Raw genomic sequence first — 16,013 nt, forward strand, 5'->3', positions numbered from 1 at the left:
GTAGCCCGTGGCAGCCCCGGCCCGCGAGGGTCTGTGGGCCAGCAGGGGGGCGAGCATCGCGTTCTAGGAGTTTTTGTTGAAAAAGATTTTCACTGCAATTTTGATAGCTGCCAGCGCAAGCCTGGCAAGCGCTGATGGGCTAAAAAGCCTTGAAAACTTCATGAAAGGCACGCAGACCGGGCGGGCCGATTTCACGCAGGTGGTGACCTCTCCGCCCAAAGACGGACAAGCCGCACGCAGCAAGACATCCAGCGGCACCTTTGAATTTCAGCGCCCAGGGCGCTTCAAGTTCGTCTACCAAAAGCCGTTTGAGCAAACCATCGTGGCCGATGGGCAAACCCTGTGGCTGCTGGATGTGGACTTGAACCAGGTCACCCAGCGTTCGCAGGCGCAGGCACTGGGCTCCACGCCTGCTTCGCTGATTGCCTCGGCGGCAGACCTGTCGGCCCTGCGGGCTGATTTCACACTGGCCGCAGCGCCTGACCAGGATGGACTGCAGTGGGTGCAGGCCACCCCCAAGGCCAAAGATGGTCAGTTGCAAAGCGTGCGCGTGGGATTTGCGGGTGAACAACTGGCGGCGCTGGACATTGTGGACAGCTTCGGCCAGCGCTCGGCGATTCGTTTCAAGGGCATGCAGGTCAACCCGGCGCTGCCCGCCAGCACCTTCCAGTTCAAGCCACCGGCCGGTGCAGACATCGTCAAGCAATAAAGCCGGTGGACTGGCAGCCCCGGCCGTGGGCGTGGTGAGGGGAGTGGTGAATGCTATGATTTCAATAGCTGCCTGCGCTTGTAGATAAAGCGCTACCTGCTGTTTTTGCTTCAAGTGCGCATGGCCTGTGGTGCAATAGCCGCCCCGGCCCGTGTGCACTTCACTTTATGACCCGAAAACCCACTGACCCCGTCGCTTCCCCCTTGGGCTTGCACCAGCCCCTGGCAGAAGTCTTGCGCCCGCGCACACTGGCCGAGGTGGTGGGCCAGCAGCATGTGCTGGGGCCGGGCATGCCGCTGCGGCTGGCGTTCGAGTCGGGCCGCCCGCACAGCTGCATCCTGTGGGGCCCGCCGGGCGTGGGCAAAACCACCATTGCCCGGCTGATGGCCGACGCGTTTGATGCGCAGTTCATCAGCATCAGCGCGGTGCTGGGCGGCGTGAAGGACATTCGCGATGCGGTGGAGCGCGCCCAGGCGGCGCGTGATGGGCTCATGCAGCAGCGCACCCTGGTGTTTGTGGACGAGGTGCACCGCTTCAACAAGAGCCAGCAAGATGCGTTTTTGCCGCATGTCGAAAGCGGGCTGTTCACCTTCATTGGGGCCACCACCGAGAACCCATCGTTCGAGGTGAATTCGGCCCTGCTGTCGCGTGCGGCCGTGTACGTGCTGCAACCGCTGTCCGCCGACGATTTGAAGCAAATTGTGGCCCTGGCGCAATCCCATCAAGCGGTACCAGCTATGGAAAGCATAGCAATCGATCGCCTGGTGGCCTATGCCGATGGCGACGCCCGCAAGCTGCTCAACACGCTCGAAACCCTGGCCATGGCGGCCACCCAGGAAAAGCTGGAAGAGATCACCGACGCCTGGCTGCTGAAAGTGCTGGGCGAGCGTATGCGCCGCTACGACAAGGGCGGCGAGCAGTTCTACGACACCATCAGCGCGCTGCACAAATCGGTGCGCGGCTCTGATCCCGATGCGGCGCTGTACTGGCTGGTGCGCATGCTCGACGGCGGTGCCGACCCGCGCTACATGGCTCGCCGTCTGGTGCGCATGGCCAGTGAAGATATCGGCCTGGCCGACCCGCGCGCCCTGCGCTTGGCGCTGGATGCCGCCGAGGTGTACGAACGCCTGGGTTCGCCCGAGGGCGAACTGGCCCTGGCTGAATGCGTGGTGTATCTGGCGGTGGCCCCCAAGTCCAACGCGGTTTACAAGGCGTACAACGCTGCCAAGGCCTGGGTGAAGCAGGACGGCACCCGGCCCGTGCCCTTGCATTTGCGCAACGCCCCTACGCAGCTGATGAAGCAGCTCGACTACGGCAAGGGCTACCGCTACGCGCACGACGAAGAGGGCGGCTTTGCGGCGGGCGAGCGCTATCTGCCCGACGGCATGGCCGACCCCGGCTTTTACGAGCCGGTGGAGCGTGGTCTGGAAATCAAGATCGCCCAGAAGCTGCGCGACCTGCGCGAGCGCAACGCCGCTGCAGACCTTTCGCACCCGCCGAGCGGTGAATAATCCCTTTTCGAGAGCCTGTGCGACCCCTTATGCCGATTGTGCATGAGTTGGGTAATAAGTTCACACATCGGTTGCGGGTGGTGCATCAAAATTCCTTATGGATTGCTTTTGCGGCTGATGAAGCGCAAATCCGCGGGAAAACCCCGCCACTGCTGGCGTGGAGCCGAACGAGTACTCGCTACAATCGCGACCACAAACCCGCACAGCTGCATTTCTGGCGGGTTTTTTGCTAGATGGCAGTCGGGCCCAAAAGGCTGCACCGATTCCGGTGTCTGCACGATGGGTACGTCACAAACGAAGGACTTTTCTTATGGACATTTTGCTGCAGCAGATCATCAACGGTCTGGTATTGGGCAGCATGTACGCCTTGATAGCCTTGGGCTACACGATGGTGTACGGCATTATTCAACTGATCAATTTCGCCCACGGCGAAGTGCTCATGATCGGTGCACTCACAAGCTGGAGCTGTATTGGCTTGATGCAAGGGGCCATGCCCGGCGCGCCAGGCTGGGTCATCCTGCTTCTGGCCACGCTCATCGCCTGTATCGTGGCCGCCAGCCTGAACTTTGTCATTGAAAAAGTGGCATACCGGCCGCTGCGCAACAGCCCGCGCCTGGCTCCCCTGATCACCGCCATCGGCATGTCGATCTTGCTGCAGACGCTGGCCATGATCATCTGGAAGCCCAACTACAAGCCTTATCCCACGATGTTGCCCAGCACGCCTTTCCAGGTGGGCGGCGCCTTCATCACCCCCACGCAGATCCTGATTCTGGGCGTGACGGCCATCGCACTGGCTTCGCTGGTCTATCTGGTGAACCACACCAACCTGGGCCGCGCCATGCGCGCCACGGCGGAAAACCCCCGCGTGGCCTCGCTCATGGGCGTCAAGCCCGACATGGTGATCTCTGCCACCTTCATCATCGGCGCCATCCTGGCCGCCATCGCCGGCATGATGTACGCCTCCAACTACGGCACGGCGCAGCACACCATGGGCTTCCTGCCCGGTCTCAAGGCCTTCACGGCAGCCGTGTTTGGCGGCATCGGCAACCTGGCCGGTGCGGTGGTGGGCGGCATCTTGCTGGGCCTCATCGAAGCCATTGGCTCGGGCTACATCGGCACGCTCACGGGCGGTTTGCTGGGCAGCCACTACACCGACATCTTTGCGTTCATCGTGCTCATCATCATCCTGACGCTGCGCCCCTCGGGCCTGCTGGGTGAGCGTGTGGCCGATCGCGCCTGAGGAGCCTCACACCATGAAGAACACCAAAATCAATTGGGTCCTGGGCGGCATTGCGCTCCTGATCCTCCCGCTGGTCCTGCAGTACTTTGGCAACGCCTGGGTGCGTATTGCCGACCTGGCCTTGCTGTACGTGATGCTGGCTCTGGGCCTGAACATCGTGGTGGGCTACGCTGGCCTGCTCGACCTGGGCTACGTGGCGTTCTACGCCGTGGGCGCCTACCTGTTTGGCCTGATGGCTTCGCCGCACCTGGCTGACAACTTTGCGGCCTTTGCCGCCATGTTCCCGAACGGCCTGCACACCTCGCTGTGGCTGGTGATTCCGCTGGCGGCGGTGCTAGCGGCCTTTTTCGGGGCCTTGCTGGGCGCGCCAACCCTGAAGCTGCGCGGTGACTACCTGGCCATCGTGACCTTGGGCTTTGGCGAAATCATCCGCATCTTCCTGAACAACCTGGACCACCCCGTCAACCTGACCAACGGCCCCAAGGGCATCGGCCAGATCGACTCGGTCAAGATCTTCGGTCTGGACCTGGGCAAGCGCCTGGAACTGTTCGGCTATGACATCAACTCCGTCACGCTGTACTACTACCTGTTCCTCATCTTGGTGATCTTCACCGTGGTGATCTGCTACCGCCTGCAGGACTCGCGCATCGGCCGCGCCTGGATGGCCATCCGCGAAGACGAAATCGCCGCCAAGGCCATGGGCATCAACACCCGCAACATGAAGTTGCTGGCTTTCGGCATGGGCGCCTCGTTCGGTGGTGTGTCGGGTGCGATGTTCGGCGCCTTCCAGGGCTTCGTCTCGCCTGAGTCGTTCAGCCTGATGGAGTCCGTGATGATCATCGCGATGGTGGTGCTCGGCGGTATTGGTCACATCCCCGGCGTGATTCTGGGTGCCGTTTTGCTGGCCGCGCTGCCTGAAGTGCTGCGCTATGTGGCAGGCCCTCTGCAGGCCATGACCGACGGCCGTCTGGACTCCGCCATCCTGCGCCAGCTGCTGATCGCTCTGGCCATGATCGTCATCATGCTGCTGCGTCCCCGTGGCCTGTGGCCTGCGCCAGAGCACGGCAAGAGCCTGACCCAAAAGACTTGAACCCATCGCAGAAAGTTAGAACATGGCAGAAAAAACCAACGATGTGGTGCTCAAGGTTGCAGGTATCTCCAAGCGCTTCGGCGGCCTGCAAGCCCTCTCTGATGTTGGCATCACCATTCAACGCGGTCAGGTCTATGGCCTGATTGGCCCCAACGGCGCTGGCAAGACCACGTTTTTTAACGTGATCACCGGTTTGTACACCCCTGACAGCGGCACTTTTGAGCTGGCAGGCAAGCCCTACGAGCCCACTGCGGTGCACGAAGTGGCCAAGGCGGGCATTGCCCGCACCTTCCAGAACATTCGCCTGTTTGCCGAAATGACGGCGCTTGAGAACGTGATGGTGGGCCGCCACATCCGCACCAATTCGGGCCTGCTGGGCGCCGTGCTGCGCACCAAGAGCTTCAAGGAAGAAGAGGCTGCGATTGCCAAGCGTGCACAAGAGTTGCTGGACTACGTGGGCATTGGCAGGTTTGCCGACTACAAGGCCCGCACCCTGAGCTATGGCGACCAGCGCCGCCTGGAAATCGCCCGCGCACTGGCCACCGACCCCCAGCTGATTGCGCTCGACGAGCCCGCTGCCGGCATGAACGCCACCGAGAAGGTGCAGCTGCGCGAGCTGATCGACCGCATTCGCAACGACAACCGCACCATCTTGCTCATCGAGCACGATGTGAAGCTGGTGATGGGCCTGTGCGACCGCGTGACGGTGCTGGACTACGGCAAGCAGATTGCCGAAGGCACCCCTGCCACCGTGCAGAAGAACGAAAAAGTGATTGAGGCCTATCTGGGCACCGGAGGACATTGAGAATGGCCGAGAAATCCAACAAGGTACTGCTGCAGGTCAAGGGCCTGAAGGTGGCCTACGGCGGTATCCAGGCCGTCAAGGGCGTGGACTTTGAAGTGCGCGAAGGCGAGCTGGTGTCGCTGATCGGCTCCAACGGTGCGGGCAAGACCACCACCATGAAGGCCATCACCGGCACACTGCCCATCAACGATGGCGACATCGAATACCTGGGCGAGAGCATCAAAGGCAAAGGCGCCTGGGATCTGGTGAAGAAGGGCCTGGTCATGGTGCCGGAAGGCCGCGGCGTGTTCGCCCGCATGACCATCACCGAGAACCTGCAGATGGGCGCCTACATCCGCAAGGACAAGGCGGGCATCCTGGCCGACATCGAGAAGATGTTCACCATCTTCCCGCGCCTGCGCGAACGCAAGGACCAGCTGGCCGGCACCATGTCGGGCGGTGAACAGCAAATGCTGGCCATGGGCCGCGCGCTGATGAGCCAGCCCAAGGTGCTGCTGCTGGACGAGCCCTCCATGGGCCTGTCGCCCATCATGGTGGACAAGATCTTTGAAGTGGTGCGCGATGTGTACGCCCTTGGCGTGACCGTCGTGCTGGTGGAGCAGAACGCCAGCCGTGCGTTGGCGATTGCCGACCGTGGCTACGTGATGGAGTCGGGCCTGATCACCATGACCGGCCCCGGCCAGCAACTGCTGAACGACCCCAAGGTGCGCGCAGCCTACCTGGGCGAATAAGCCGTTTCAGCGGACACAAAAAAGGGACGCGGTGCTTTAACACCGCGTCCCTTTTTTCTTGGCGGAGTCGCCTGTGATGCTCGCTCAGCCGTGATGGGGTCAGAAGCGGTATTGCAAGCCCACCGTGGTCATCTTCACGTCTTGCTTGCCGTCAGAAAACTTGAGTTTGTGGTTTTCCCATTCGATCACGGCGGCCCACTGCGGGGTGAATGCCCAGCGCGCCCCTACGCCGTACGACAGGCCGAAGCCATCTTCCTTGCCCGTCTGCACGCCCAGGCCGCTGGCGCCGGAGGTGCGGGTGCGGCCATAGGTCGTGCCCACCTTGCCGAACAGGTCGAACTGCTCGTTCACGGGCGCGCGGCCTACCAGGCTCAGGTTGAAGCCGTGGGCCTCGGTGTCACCGCCCAGCCGCCGGGCCTTGCCTGCATTGAGGTAACCCAGCTCCACGCCCCAGTTGGGGTGGAAGAACCCACCGGTGTAGATCTTGAAGGCCGTGTCGGAGTTGTCATACGCCATGCCTGCAGGGCCGGTGGAGAGGTCATATTTCGAGCGCCCGGCGCTGATGCCTGTGTAGCCGTTGTGGGTGTAGGGCAGCATCGATGCGCGTTCACCGGACTGGCTGGGGTAGGAGTTGCTGCTCTGAGCCTGGGCGCCAGCCACGGCGAATGTGGCAACCAGCGCCACGGGGAGAAGGCGAAATGCGGACTTCATGGATCAGTTCCTTGGTGGTCTTAGCGGGGGACGATGGCGCGGAGTGCGAACGAAGCATTCCAGCGCTGAGCGAAAGCTCACTGTAGAAAATGCTCCGACTGGCAGGCGTGGGAGGTCGGGAGATGTGGCTGTCAGAGCCGTCCTATCCTGCGGCAGGCAAGGGGGTGGTCTTCTGATGCAATGTCTATCAACGCTGAATGCTACTTTTTGTATAGCTGTAGGCGCTTGCTGCATAAGCGCTGGAGGCCATTTTCACTAAAATCAATCGCATCCACGCTTGCCCCCGACTACTTTATGCAAACGCTCCAGTCCTTGCCCATTTCTTTGCAAACCGTGTTGCTGCTGATTGCCAGCAACGTGTTCATGACCTTCGCCTGGTACGGGCACCTCAAGAACCTTGCGTCTTCGCCCTGGTACGTGGCGGCGCTGGTCAGCTGGGGTATTGCGCTGTTTGAATACCTTTTGCAGGTGCCGGCCAACCGCATTGGCCACACGCAGTTCAACGTGGGGCAGCTCAAGATCATGCAGGAAGTCATCACGTTGAGCGTTTTTGTGCCGTTCGCGGTGTTTTATATGGACCAGCCGCTGAAGCTGGATTACCTGTGGGCAGGGCTTTGCCTGGTGGGCGCCGTGTATTTCATCTTTCGCAGCGCTTGAACCGTCAGGCTGGCGTTGAGCGGGGGCAGTGAACGGGGCTGGGTGTTGGTCGGGTTCTAAGTGAGCGTTTGCCATGCCAGCGGACAAACGCGCACGGTTAAACTCGGCGTGTCACAAAACCGTCACGATACCCTGTGGCGTTCGTTCTTTTGTATCTTTAAATTCCCACCAGGAGCCCGCATGCTGTTTGCCAAGCTGTTGCCACGCGAAGGCAATTTTTTCGAAATGTTCAACCAGCATGCGGAGCGCATCGTCGAAGCCGCGCGTGCTTTTTCGCAACTGGTGGCCAACTACGGTGATCCGCACCTGCGGGACAAATACAACCAGGACGTGGACAACGCCGAACGCGCTGCCGACCGTGTCACGCACGATGTGAACAAGGCCATCCACAAGACCTTCATCACGCCCATCGACCGTGAGCAGATCCACGCGCTCATCAACACCATGGACGATGTGGCTGACCTGATCCAGGACTCGGCCGAAACCATGGCGCTGTACGACGTGCGCCACATGACCGAAGAAATCACCCGCCTCACGGACCTGAGCCTCAAGTGCTGCGAGCGCCTGCGCGATGCTGTCAAGCTGCTCGACAAGATTGCCGACCCCGCCGTGGCTGAGGCCGCGCTCAAGACCTGCGAAGAAATCGACCGTCTCGAATCAGATGCTGACCGCGTGATGCGCAGCGCCATGAGCAAGCTGTTCCGCGAAGAGCCTGATGTGCGTGAGGTCATCAAGCTCAAGGCCATTTACGAGCTGCTGGAAACCATCACCGACAAGTGTGAAGACGTGGCCAACTGCATCGAGGGCATCGTCCTCGAAAACTCCTGATCCACCGGACTGACTGACATGGAAACCGTACAGACAGCCCTGTGGGTTGTGGTTCTGCTCGTCGCGTTGGCGCTCCTGTTCGACTTCATGAACGGGTTCCACGATGCGGCCAACTCGATTGCCACGGTGGTCTCCACCGGTGTGCTCAAGCCCGCCCAGGCGGTGCTTTTTGCGGCATTTTTCAATTTTGTGGCGATCTTTGTGTTCCACCTCAGCGTGGCTGCCACGGTGGGCAAGGGCATCGTGCAGCCGGGCGTGGTGGATACGCACGTGGTGTTCGGTGCCTTGGTGGGCGCCATCACCTGGAACGTGATTACCTGGTACTACGGAATTCCCAGCAGCTCCTCGCACGCCCTCATCGGCGGCATTGTGGGTGCGGTGATTGCCAAGGCCGGTGCGGGTGCTTTGGTGTCCACCGGCATTTTGAAGACGGTGGCGTTCATCTTCGTGTCGCCCCTGCTGGGCTTCCTGCTTGGCTCACTCATGATGGTGGGGGTGGCCTGGGTTTTCCGGCGAACCCGCCCCAGCAAGGTGGACAAGTGGTTCCGCCGCTTGCAACTGGTTTCTGCCGGCGCCTACAGCCTGGGCCACGGCGGCAATGATGCGCAAAAGACCATCGGCATCATCTGGCTGCTGCTGATTGCCACCGGCTATTCGACCGCAGCAGACACATCTCCGCCCACCTGGACCATCATCAGCTGCTACGTGGCGATTGGCTTGGGCACCATGTTTGGCGGCTGGCGTATCGTGAAGACCATGGGGCAGAAGATCACCAAGCTCAAGCCCGTGGGCGGCTTCTGTGCCGAAACCGGTGGCGCGTTGACCTTGTTCCTGGCCACCACGCTGGGCATCCCAGTCTCCACCACGCACACCATCACCGGGGCCATCGTCGGTGTGGGCTCTACGCAGCGCGCCAGCGCGGTGCGTTGGGGGGTGGCTGGCAACATCGTCTGGGCTTGGATTTTGACCATTCCAGCCAGCGCCTTTGTTGCGGCCATTGCTTACTGGGTGAGCCTGCAGTTGTATTGATTGCTACTGAAAAGATAGCTGCCTGCGCTTGTCAATAAAGCGCCAGCGTCCTGTTTGGTTGCCAAGCCAAACAGGGCGTTGTGTTTTTACTGCGAGATTTTGCGGGCTTCTTCGATCTGGTATTCGAAGTAGCGCTGGAAGCTGAAGGCAATGCTGGCCATCAGCACCGTGGTGCCCATCAGCAGCGACACCACCATCGCCCCGATGGTCAGCCACCGCGTTTGGCCCGCAGCCGCCTGCTCGGGGGCGGTGGGGTTGTAGCGCGCGTTCCAACGCTCCGGGGTTTGCAGACCGTACAAAATCCCCCGCAGTGCGCAGCCCGCAATGGTGAAGCCCAGCAGCGGGATCAAGAACCAGCTGTAATGGTCATCTTGCCCAAACTGCTGCACCCGCTGAATGCCATACAGGCCCAGCGCCGTGGGGATGGGCAGCAACCAGCCCAGCATGTCCGTCAGGCCGTGCAGATAAAAGCGGTGCAGGCCCAAGGGCCCCCCCACGAAGGCGAGCCAGGCGGCCAGGGTTTTGTTCTTCATGGGGGCGCATTATTCCGGTGAGGTGGTGTCCCCCGCGCCCAGGGTCTTTTCCATGAGCACGATGTCGCGCCAGGCGCCAAATTTCCAGCCCACCGAGCGCATCACGCCCACATCGGTGAACCCCAGCGCGCGGTGCACTCCGATGGAGCCAGCGTTGGCAGAGTCTCCAATCACCGCGAGCAGCTTGCGCACGCCCACAGCTTCCGCTTGCACGGCCAACTCGGCCAGCAGCTTGCGGCCCACGCCCATGCCCCGGGCAGCGTCAGCCACATAAATCGAATCTTCTGCCGAGAAGCGGTACGCCGGGCGGGGCTTGAACCAGTTGGCATAAGCAAAGCCCAGCACCTCGCCGTCCTTCTCGGCCACCAGCCAGGGCAGGTTGCGGCCCAGCACGTCAGCGCGGCGGGCAGCCATATCAGCTTCGGAAGGCGGGTCTATCTCAAAAGTGCCAGTGCCGTGAAGAACGTGGTGGCGATAAATGGCAGTAATGGCAGGCAGGTCTGCGTCAGTGCTCGGGCGGATGATGGGCATACAAGAGGGTTGTGGATATAATTGCAGGCTTTGCAACGTGTCGCTGGCCGGGTGGTCATGTCGCGTGTCTCAAACGTTGCGAAATTTCCGTGGCCCGCGCATTTTGACGTTGGCTCACCACCCGAAGGATAAATCATGGTCGTTATTCGACTCTCTCGCGGCGGCTCCAAGGGCCGTCCTTTCTTCAACATCGTTGTTGCTGACAAGCGCGTGCGCCGCGATGGCCGTTTCATCGAACGTATCGGCTTCTACAACCCCACCGCCAAGGAAACCGAAGAAGGTCTGCGCATCGTGCAAGACCGCCTGACCTACTGGCAAAGCGTGGGCGCCCAGTCCTCGCCTACCGTGGACCGCCTGATCAAGCAAGCTGCCAAGAAGGCTGCTTAAAGTCCCTCGAGAAGGGCGGGTTCCGTGGGTTTTCCCGGCGGATCCCGCCCTTTTCTTTTTGTCTGAACGAAAAATGGCCACATCCCTCCACCTCGAAGCCGCAAACCTGCCCGAAGATGCCATTGAAGTGGCGCGCATTGCCGACGCCTGGGGGGTGAAGGGCTGGTTCAAGGTCGTGCCGCACAGTGCCGCCCCTGAAGCCTTGTTTTCTGCCAAGCGCTGGTTTTTGCAACCCTCTGAGCGAGGCGCCAAGGCGTTCGCCGGTACCGTGTTGCTCAACATCCGCCAGGCCAAGGACCATTCCGACACCGTGGTTGCCTGGGCCGAAGGTGTGGATGACCGCGATGCCGCAGAAGCACTGCGGGGCGCCCGAGTGTTTGTGCCGCGTTCCAGCTTTCCATCGACTGGTACGGACGAGTACTACTGGGTGGATCTGATCGGCCTGCAGGTGGTCAACCGCGAGGGGGTTGCGCTAGGCCAGGTGCGTGAATTGATGTCCACCGGGCCGCAAACCGTGCTGGTGCTTGCCTATGAGCAGGACGGGAAAGCACAGGAACGGATGATTCCTTTTGTGTCTGCCTTCGTGGACAAGGTGGAGCTGGCGGAAAAGCGCATCACCGTGGACTGGCAGCCTGATTATTGAAGCCGCATAGCTCGCACCCCGCCATGCGTTTCGATGTCATCACGCTGTTTCCCGAGCTGTTTGCCCCGTTTTTGACGGCGGGCATCACGCGGCGTGCCTACGCCAGTGGCCAGGTGGATGTGCACTTGTGGAACCCGCGCGACCATGCTGAGGGCAATTACCGGCGCGTGGATGACCGCCCCTTCGGTGGCGGGCCAGGCATGGTCATGATGGCCGAGCCCCTGGAGCGGTGTCTGAACCACATCCGTGAACAACGTGGCGAAGCACTGGATACGCAAGCGCCGCTGGTGCTTTTTTCTCCCATTGGGCGCAAGCTCAACCATGCGGAGGTAGAGGGTTGGTCTGCCAGCGCTGGTGCCATCTTGCTGTGTGGTCGCTACGAAGGGGTGGACCAGCGATTCATCGATGCGCATGTCACCGTGCAGTTGAGCTTGGGCGATTTTGTGCTGTCGGGTGGCGAAATTGCGGCGCTGGCGTTGCTGGATGCCGTGGCCCGCTTGCAGCCAGGGGTGTTGAGCGATGAAGGCAGCCACCAGTTCGACAGTTTCAACCCGGCGCTGGATGGTTTGCTGGATTGCCCCCACTACACGCGGCCCGAAGAGTGGGCGGGCAGGGCGGTTCCGGCGCCTTTGATGTCGGGCCACCATGCGCAGATCGAGCGCTGGCGGCGGGACCAGCGGCTGCTGATCACGGCCCGTCACCGGCCCGACCTGATCGATGCAGCCCGCGCTGCGGGCGCATTGCAGCCAGCCGACGAGGCGATACTCGCCAAATCGCGCTAACGGGTTATAATGGCAGGCTTTTCGATCCTCTGGCCGGCCGTTTTGTGAGAGGTTTCACCTCGGCAAAACCTGAACGTCAATCCCGACGCAGCCATTTGTGGCGCGGACAAGATCGTTGGATATCAACATGAACCTGATCCAGACCCTGGAAGCGGAAGAAATCGCCCGCTTGAACAAGACCATCCCCGAATTCGCCCCTGGTGACACCGTCATCGTGAGCGTGAACGTGGTGGAAGGTAACCGCAAGCGCGTGCAGGCTTACGAAGGCGTGGTGATTGCCAAGCGCAATCGCGGCCTGAACAGCGGCTTCACCGTGCGCAAGATCTCCAGCGGCGAAGGCGTGGAACGTACGTTCCAAACCTATAGCCCGCTGATCGCTGGCATCGAAGTCAAGCGTCGTGGTGACGTGCGCCGTGCCAAGCTGTACTACCTGCGTGACCGCAGCGGCAAGTCGGCACGTATCAAGGAAAAGCTGCCTTCGCGCGTCAAGGCTGCTGCCACTGCCGCTTAAGGCGCAGGCATCCCCTGATACGCAAACCGCTACAGTGCCTAGGCCTGTAGCGGTTTTTTCGTTTCTGATGCCTGGATGGTTGCCAGAGCCAATCTTTTGGCGAACCACCAGGAGGTTTGAGCAGGCCCTCGTGCCCGCTTCAGGCCAGCCAACCCGCCCACACCCGTGAGTCCCACCAGCCCTTCAGATCGTCCTGCGGCAGCGTCACCCACGACCTTGCCGGATTTTGATCCGCGCCAAGTGCCCATTGCCGCGGTCGATATTCATCTGCCAGCCGTTCCTCGTGCGGCCCTCACCCCAGAGGCGTTGCGCCAGCGCTTTGTAGCCCCGCCACAGTGGGAGCCAGAGGTGGTGCTCGAAAAGTCGTACGCCAGCCGTTCACCGGCACGGGCTGCGGTGTTGCTCGGTATCGTGCTGCGCGATGAGCCCATGGTGCTGCTGACCGAGCGCACCGCCCACCTCTCCACGCATTCGGGGCAGGTGGCGTTTCCTGGCGGGCGTGCCGATCCAGAAGACGCCAGCCCGGCGCACACTGCGCTCAGAGAGGCCGAAGAGGAAGTGGGTCTGGCCGCACGGCACGTGGAGGTGTTGGGGGTGCTGCCCACCTACGTTACTGGATCCTCGTTCATCATCTCGCCGGTGGTGGCCTTGGTTGCTCCCGACTGTGAGCTGAGTCCCAACCCCTACGAGGTGGCCGATCTGTTCGAGGTGCCTCTGGCGTTTTTGATGGATCCGGCAAACCATCGCAGGCATGTGTTTGAGAGCGGGGGCGTTGAGCGGCAGTGGTTTTCCATGCCGTATCAAGATGGCTCCAAGTCTCGTTTCATTTGGGGCGCCACGGCAGGCATGTTGCGCAATTTCTATCGATTCCTGAGCGCTTGAGTAGCCATCGCGACTGGATGCGGGTGGCGCAGGGCTTGGTGGCTCGTCAGGCCCCGCTATCATTGGCCGCATGAGTTTCTTTGCCATCCTGTTCGCTCTGCTGATCGAGCAGGCACGCCCTCTGGCCCGAACCAATCCCATCCATGCCGGCTTGCGTGCATGGGCGCTGTCTGTGAGCCGCAATTTCGACGCCGGCAAAACCCACCACGGCTGGGTGGCCTGGAGCTTGGCGGTGGTGGCGCCCGCGTTGGTGACTTTGGCCATCCATGGGGCTTTGATGTGGGGGCTGGGCTGGCCTTTTGCGGTGCTCTGGAGTGTGGCGGTGCTTTACGTTACGCTGGGTTTTCGCCAGTTCAGCCACCATTTCACGGGCATCCGCGATGCACTGGAAGACGGTCAGGAAGACGCGGCCCGGGAGCGCCTGGCGCACTGGCAGCAGGTAGATGCCGGCATGCTGCCCCGCAGCGAAATCGTGCGCCATGTCATTGAATACTCGGTCATCTCGGCACACCGCCATGTCTTTGGCGTGCTGGCCTGGTTCTCCATTCTGGCGGCGTTGGGCCTGGGGCCTACCGGTGCGGTGCTCTATCGCATGGCTGAGTTTGTCTCCCGCTACTGGCATCACCGCCACCAGACTGTGGCACCGCAGGCCAGCGAAGCGCTGCAGACTGCCTCGGCCAAGGCTTGGTGGTTGATTGACTGGTTGCCCGCGCGCCTGACGGCGCTGAGCTTCGCCGTTGTTGGTAGTTTTGAAGAGGCCATTGAAGGCTGGCGCTTTCATGCCCAGCGTTTTCCCAATGACAACGATGGGGTGGTGCTGGCGGCCACGGCGGGAGCCATCAACGTGCGTCTGGGCGGAGAGGCTCTGAAGGCGCGCTCAGAACCCACCGCGGTGCAGCATGGGCTGGAGATGGATGCCGAGTTGGGCGACAGCGATTCCACGCCAGGTGTAGCCCCCGAGGTGGGGCATTTGCGCAGCGTGGTGGGCTTGGTGTGGCGGTCTGTGGTGGTCTGGATGCTGCTGCTCGCCTTGCTGACCTTGGCCCGACTTCTGGGGTAGCAGAAGGCGCGCGGCAGGCAGCGTGATGGCTCGCGCTACACCCGCTGCAAGCGCCTCTTTTTTCAGTAGCGCGGCTGGCTCAGTTCAGCGAATAAATCACTATAAATTTTATAGCGCGTTGCGCTTATCCCACCTGCGCTAGGTGGCATTTTCAGTGCATCCAGCACACCGCAGCCCGGCTCATGCAAATGGGTGCAGTTATAAAAGCGGCAGTCATTGGCATGGGCGGCAATATCGGGCATGCAACTGGCCAGCTGCATAGGGGCGATGTGGTGCAGGCCAAATTCTTGAAAGCCGGGGGAGTCGATCAGTGCCGTGGTGCGCTCGGCATCCACCCAGTACCAATGGGTGCTGGTGGTGGTGTGCTTGCCGGAGTTGAGGGCCTGCGAGATTTCCCCTGTCAGTACAGTGGCGCCTGGCACCAGCAGGTTGATGAGGGTACTTTTGCCTGAGCCGGAAGGCCCCAGCACCAGCGTGACTTTGCCGCGCAGGTGCTGCAAAAGCACTTCCCGATCCACCTCGTTCGATTGCGTCAGGCACAGGGGCAGCACGCCGTAATGCTGCCCTTCTTTGCCCATGTGGCGGTAGGGTTGCAGGCGTTCCCAGGCGCGGGCAAACGGTTCCACCAAGTCGCTTTTGTTCAGCGCGATCAGTGGGGTGATGTGCGTGGCCTCTGCCGTGATCAGGGCACGGGCCAGCTGGCTCTCTGAAAAAACCGGCTCCGCCGCAATCAGGATGAGCACCTGGTCAATGTTGGCTGCGAACGATTTGGTGCGGATCTCATCCTGACGGTAGAACAGGTTGCGCCGTTCAAGCACCTTCTCAATCGTGCCTTCATCTCCCTGGCCCTGGGGGGCGGCTTGCCACATCACATGGTCGCCCACCACAGCATGGCTTTTTTTGCCCCGGGGGTGGCATATGCGGCGCTGGCCGTCGGGTGTCTCCACCACACAATGTCGGCCGTGGCTGGCCACCACGGTTCCTTGCATGAGGGCGCTGCGCTCAGCCATGGGTGGGGGCTGCCAAGGTCATGCCAGCACCAGCAGTTGGTCAAACTGCGCCGCGCACTCGATGTCGGTGATCGAGATGCCTTGCACATCATGGGTGTTCAAACGCACCACGCAGCGGTTGTAGTGCACGGACAAGTCCGGGTGGTGGTCTTGTGCATTCGCGATGAAGGCCACCGCATTCACGAACGAGATCGTCTCGTAGTAGTTGGCGAAGTGATAGGTCTTCTCGATGGCGACGTTCTCGCCATCGCCACTCAGGCTCCAGCCATCCAGTTGAGCCAGTTTTGCTACAACTTCAGGAGCTTTCAGCGCACGGCGGGTCTGGGTGGACCAGTCTTTTTTCTTCAACATGGAGGTCATGGT

General features: G+C 61.4%; 20 protein-coding genes. 15 read left to right on the forward strand and 5 right to left on the reverse strand.

The genetic code is table 11. The features are described 5' to 3' along the window. Positions 1-76: 76 nt before the first annotated feature. The 6 genes from lolA to AADJ04_RS05100 all read left to right on the forward strand — a co-directional run bounded on the left by lolA (position 77) and on the right by AADJ04_RS05100 (position 6,086). Positions 77-709, forward strand: a complete 633-nt coding sequence (gene lolA, locus AADJ04_RS05075; protein WP_066690902.1) for an outer membrane lipoprotein chaperone LolA — start codon at positions 77-79, stop codon at positions 707-709. 167 nt (positions 710-876) lie between these two features. Further along, complete coding sequence (locus AADJ04_RS05080; RefSeq protein WP_341238958.1) at positions 877-2,220, forward strand: replication-associated recombination protein A; 1,344 nt, start codon at positions 877-879, stop codon at positions 2,218-2,220. A gap of 310 nt (positions 2,221-2,530) precedes the next feature. Then, complete coding sequence (locus tag AADJ04_RS05085; protein WP_044395959.1) at positions 2,531-3,460, forward strand: branched-chain amino acid ABC transporter permease; 930 nt, start codon at positions 2,531-2,533, stop codon at positions 3,458-3,460. A 13-nt stretch (positions 3,461-3,473) separates the two neighbouring features. Beyond that, positions 3,474-4,550, forward strand: a complete 1,077-nt coding sequence (locus AADJ04_RS05090) for an ABC transporter ATP-binding protein (RefSeq protein ID WP_341238959.1) — start codon at positions 3,474-3,476, stop codon at positions 4,548-4,550. Between the two features lie 22 nt (positions 4,551-4,572). After that, positions 4,573-5,355: an ABC transporter ATP-binding protein gene (locus AADJ04_RS05095; protein WP_341238960.1), complete on the forward strand. Its 783-nt coding sequence runs from the start codon at positions 4,573-4,575 to the stop codon at positions 5,353-5,355. A gap of 2 nt (positions 5,356-5,357) precedes the next feature. Next, complete coding sequence (locus AADJ04_RS05100; RefSeq protein ID WP_066690892.1) at positions 5,358-6,086, forward strand: ABC transporter ATP-binding protein; 729 nt, start codon at positions 5,358-5,360, stop codon at positions 6,084-6,086. 99 nt (positions 6,087-6,185) lie between these two features. On the opposite strand, the gene AADJ04_RS05105 is transcribed toward AADJ04_RS05100, so the two are convergent. Next, positions 6,186-6,797 (reverse strand): outer membrane beta-barrel protein, encoded by a 612-nt coding sequence (locus AADJ04_RS05105; protein ID WP_341238961.1) that lies wholly within the window; start codon positions 6,795-6,797, stop codon positions 6,186-6,188. Positions 6,798-7,091: 294 nt separating this feature from the next. Here AADJ04_RS05105 and AADJ04_RS05110 point away from each other — a divergent pair, with 294 nt between their 5' ends. The 3 genes from AADJ04_RS05110 (at position 7,092) to AADJ04_RS05120 (ending at position 9,311) form a co-directional block, all read left to right on the forward strand. Continuing rightward, a complete protein-coding gene (locus tag AADJ04_RS05110) occupies positions 7,092-7,454 on the forward strand; it encodes a DMT family protein (RefSeq protein ID WP_044395963.1) in 363 nt (120 codons plus the stop codon). A 180-nt stretch (positions 7,455-7,634) separates the two neighbouring features. Next, a complete protein-coding gene (locus AADJ04_RS05115; RefSeq protein ID WP_044395966.1) occupies positions 7,635-8,282 on the forward strand; it encodes a DUF47 domain-containing protein in 648 nt (215 codons plus the stop codon). Between the two features lie 18 nt (positions 8,283-8,300). After that, positions 8,301-9,311 (forward strand): inorganic phosphate transporter, encoded by a 1,011-nt coding sequence (locus AADJ04_RS05120; protein WP_341238962.1) that lies wholly within the window; start codon positions 8,301-8,303, stop codon positions 9,309-9,311. Between the two features lie 86 nt (positions 9,312-9,397). Here the strand turns inward: AADJ04_RS05120 and AADJ04_RS05125 are convergent, their stop codons facing one another. Both AADJ04_RS05125 and AADJ04_RS05130 read right to left on the reverse strand, forming a co-directional pair. After that, a complete protein-coding gene (locus AADJ04_RS05125; RefSeq protein ID WP_207373921.1) occupies positions 9,398-9,844 on the reverse strand; it encodes a hypothetical protein in 447 nt (148 codons plus the stop codon). A gap of 9 nt (positions 9,845-9,853) precedes the next feature. Further along, entirely contained in the window at positions 9,854-10,375 is a 522-nt protein-coding gene (locus AADJ04_RS05130; RefSeq protein WP_341238963.1) for an N-acetyltransferase family protein, read from the reverse strand. Between the two features lie 135 nt (positions 10,376-10,510). Between AADJ04_RS05130 and rpsP the strand changes: the two genes are divergently transcribed. The 6 genes from rpsP to AADJ04_RS05160 all read left to right on the forward strand — a co-directional run bounded on the left by rpsP (position 10,511) and on the right by AADJ04_RS05160 (position 14,640). Further along, positions 10,511-10,762 carry a 30S ribosomal protein S16 gene (rpsP, locus tag AADJ04_RS05135; RefSeq protein ID WP_010463504.1) on the forward strand — a complete coding sequence of 84 codons (252 nt, stop codon included), beginning with the start codon at positions 10,511-10,513 and terminating at the stop codon, positions 10,760-10,762. Positions 10,763-10,835: 73 nt separating this feature from the next. After that, on the forward strand, positions 10,836-11,405 hold the full coding sequence (gene rimM / locus AADJ04_RS05140) for a ribosome maturation factor RimM (protein WP_341238964.1): 570 nt from the start codon (positions 10,836-10,838) through the stop codon (positions 11,403-11,405). Between the two features lie 23 nt (positions 11,406-11,428). Then, entirely contained in the window at positions 11,429-12,187 is a 759-nt protein-coding gene (gene trmD / locus AADJ04_RS05145; protein WP_341238965.1) for a tRNA (guanosine(37)-N1)-methyltransferase TrmD, read from the forward strand. 127 nt (positions 12,188-12,314) lie between these two features. Next, positions 12,315-12,698 (forward strand): 50S ribosomal protein L19, encoded by a 384-nt coding sequence (gene rplS, locus AADJ04_RS05150; protein WP_044395977.1) that lies wholly within the window; start codon positions 12,315-12,317, stop codon positions 12,696-12,698. Between the two features lie 165 nt (positions 12,699-12,863). Next, a complete protein-coding gene (locus AADJ04_RS05155) occupies positions 12,864-13,580 on the forward strand; it encodes a CoA pyrophosphatase (protein ID WP_341238966.1) in 717 nt (238 codons plus the stop codon). Positions 13,581-13,650: 70 nt separating this feature from the next. Further along, on the forward strand, positions 13,651-14,640 hold the full coding sequence (locus tag AADJ04_RS05160; protein WP_341238967.1) for a CobD/CbiB family protein: 990 nt from the start codon (positions 13,651-13,653) through the stop codon (positions 14,638-14,640). Between the two features lie 62 nt (positions 14,641-14,702). Here AADJ04_RS05160 and rsgA read toward each other — a convergent pair whose 3' ends face one another. Both rsgA and AADJ04_RS05170 read right to left on the reverse strand, forming a co-directional pair. Then, positions 14,703-15,650: a ribosome small subunit-dependent GTPase A gene (gene rsgA, locus AADJ04_RS05165; RefSeq protein WP_044395983.1), complete on the reverse strand. Its 948-nt coding sequence runs from the start codon at positions 15,648-15,650 to the stop codon at positions 14,703-14,705. An 18-nt stretch (positions 15,651-15,668) separates the two neighbouring features. Continuing rightward, entirely contained in the window at positions 15,669-16,010 is a 342-nt protein-coding gene (locus tag AADJ04_RS05170; RefSeq protein ID WP_312783942.1) for a 4a-hydroxytetrahydrobiopterin dehydratase, read from the reverse strand. Between the last annotated feature and the right edge of the window lie 3 nt (positions 16,011-16,013).

The sequence above is a fragment of the uncultured Acidovorax sp. genome (genome assembly GCF_964021665.1).
In the GTDB taxonomy this organism is placed as follows: domain Bacteria; phylum Pseudomonadota; class Gammaproteobacteria; order Burkholderiales; family Burkholderiaceae_C; genus Acidovorax; species Acidovorax temperans.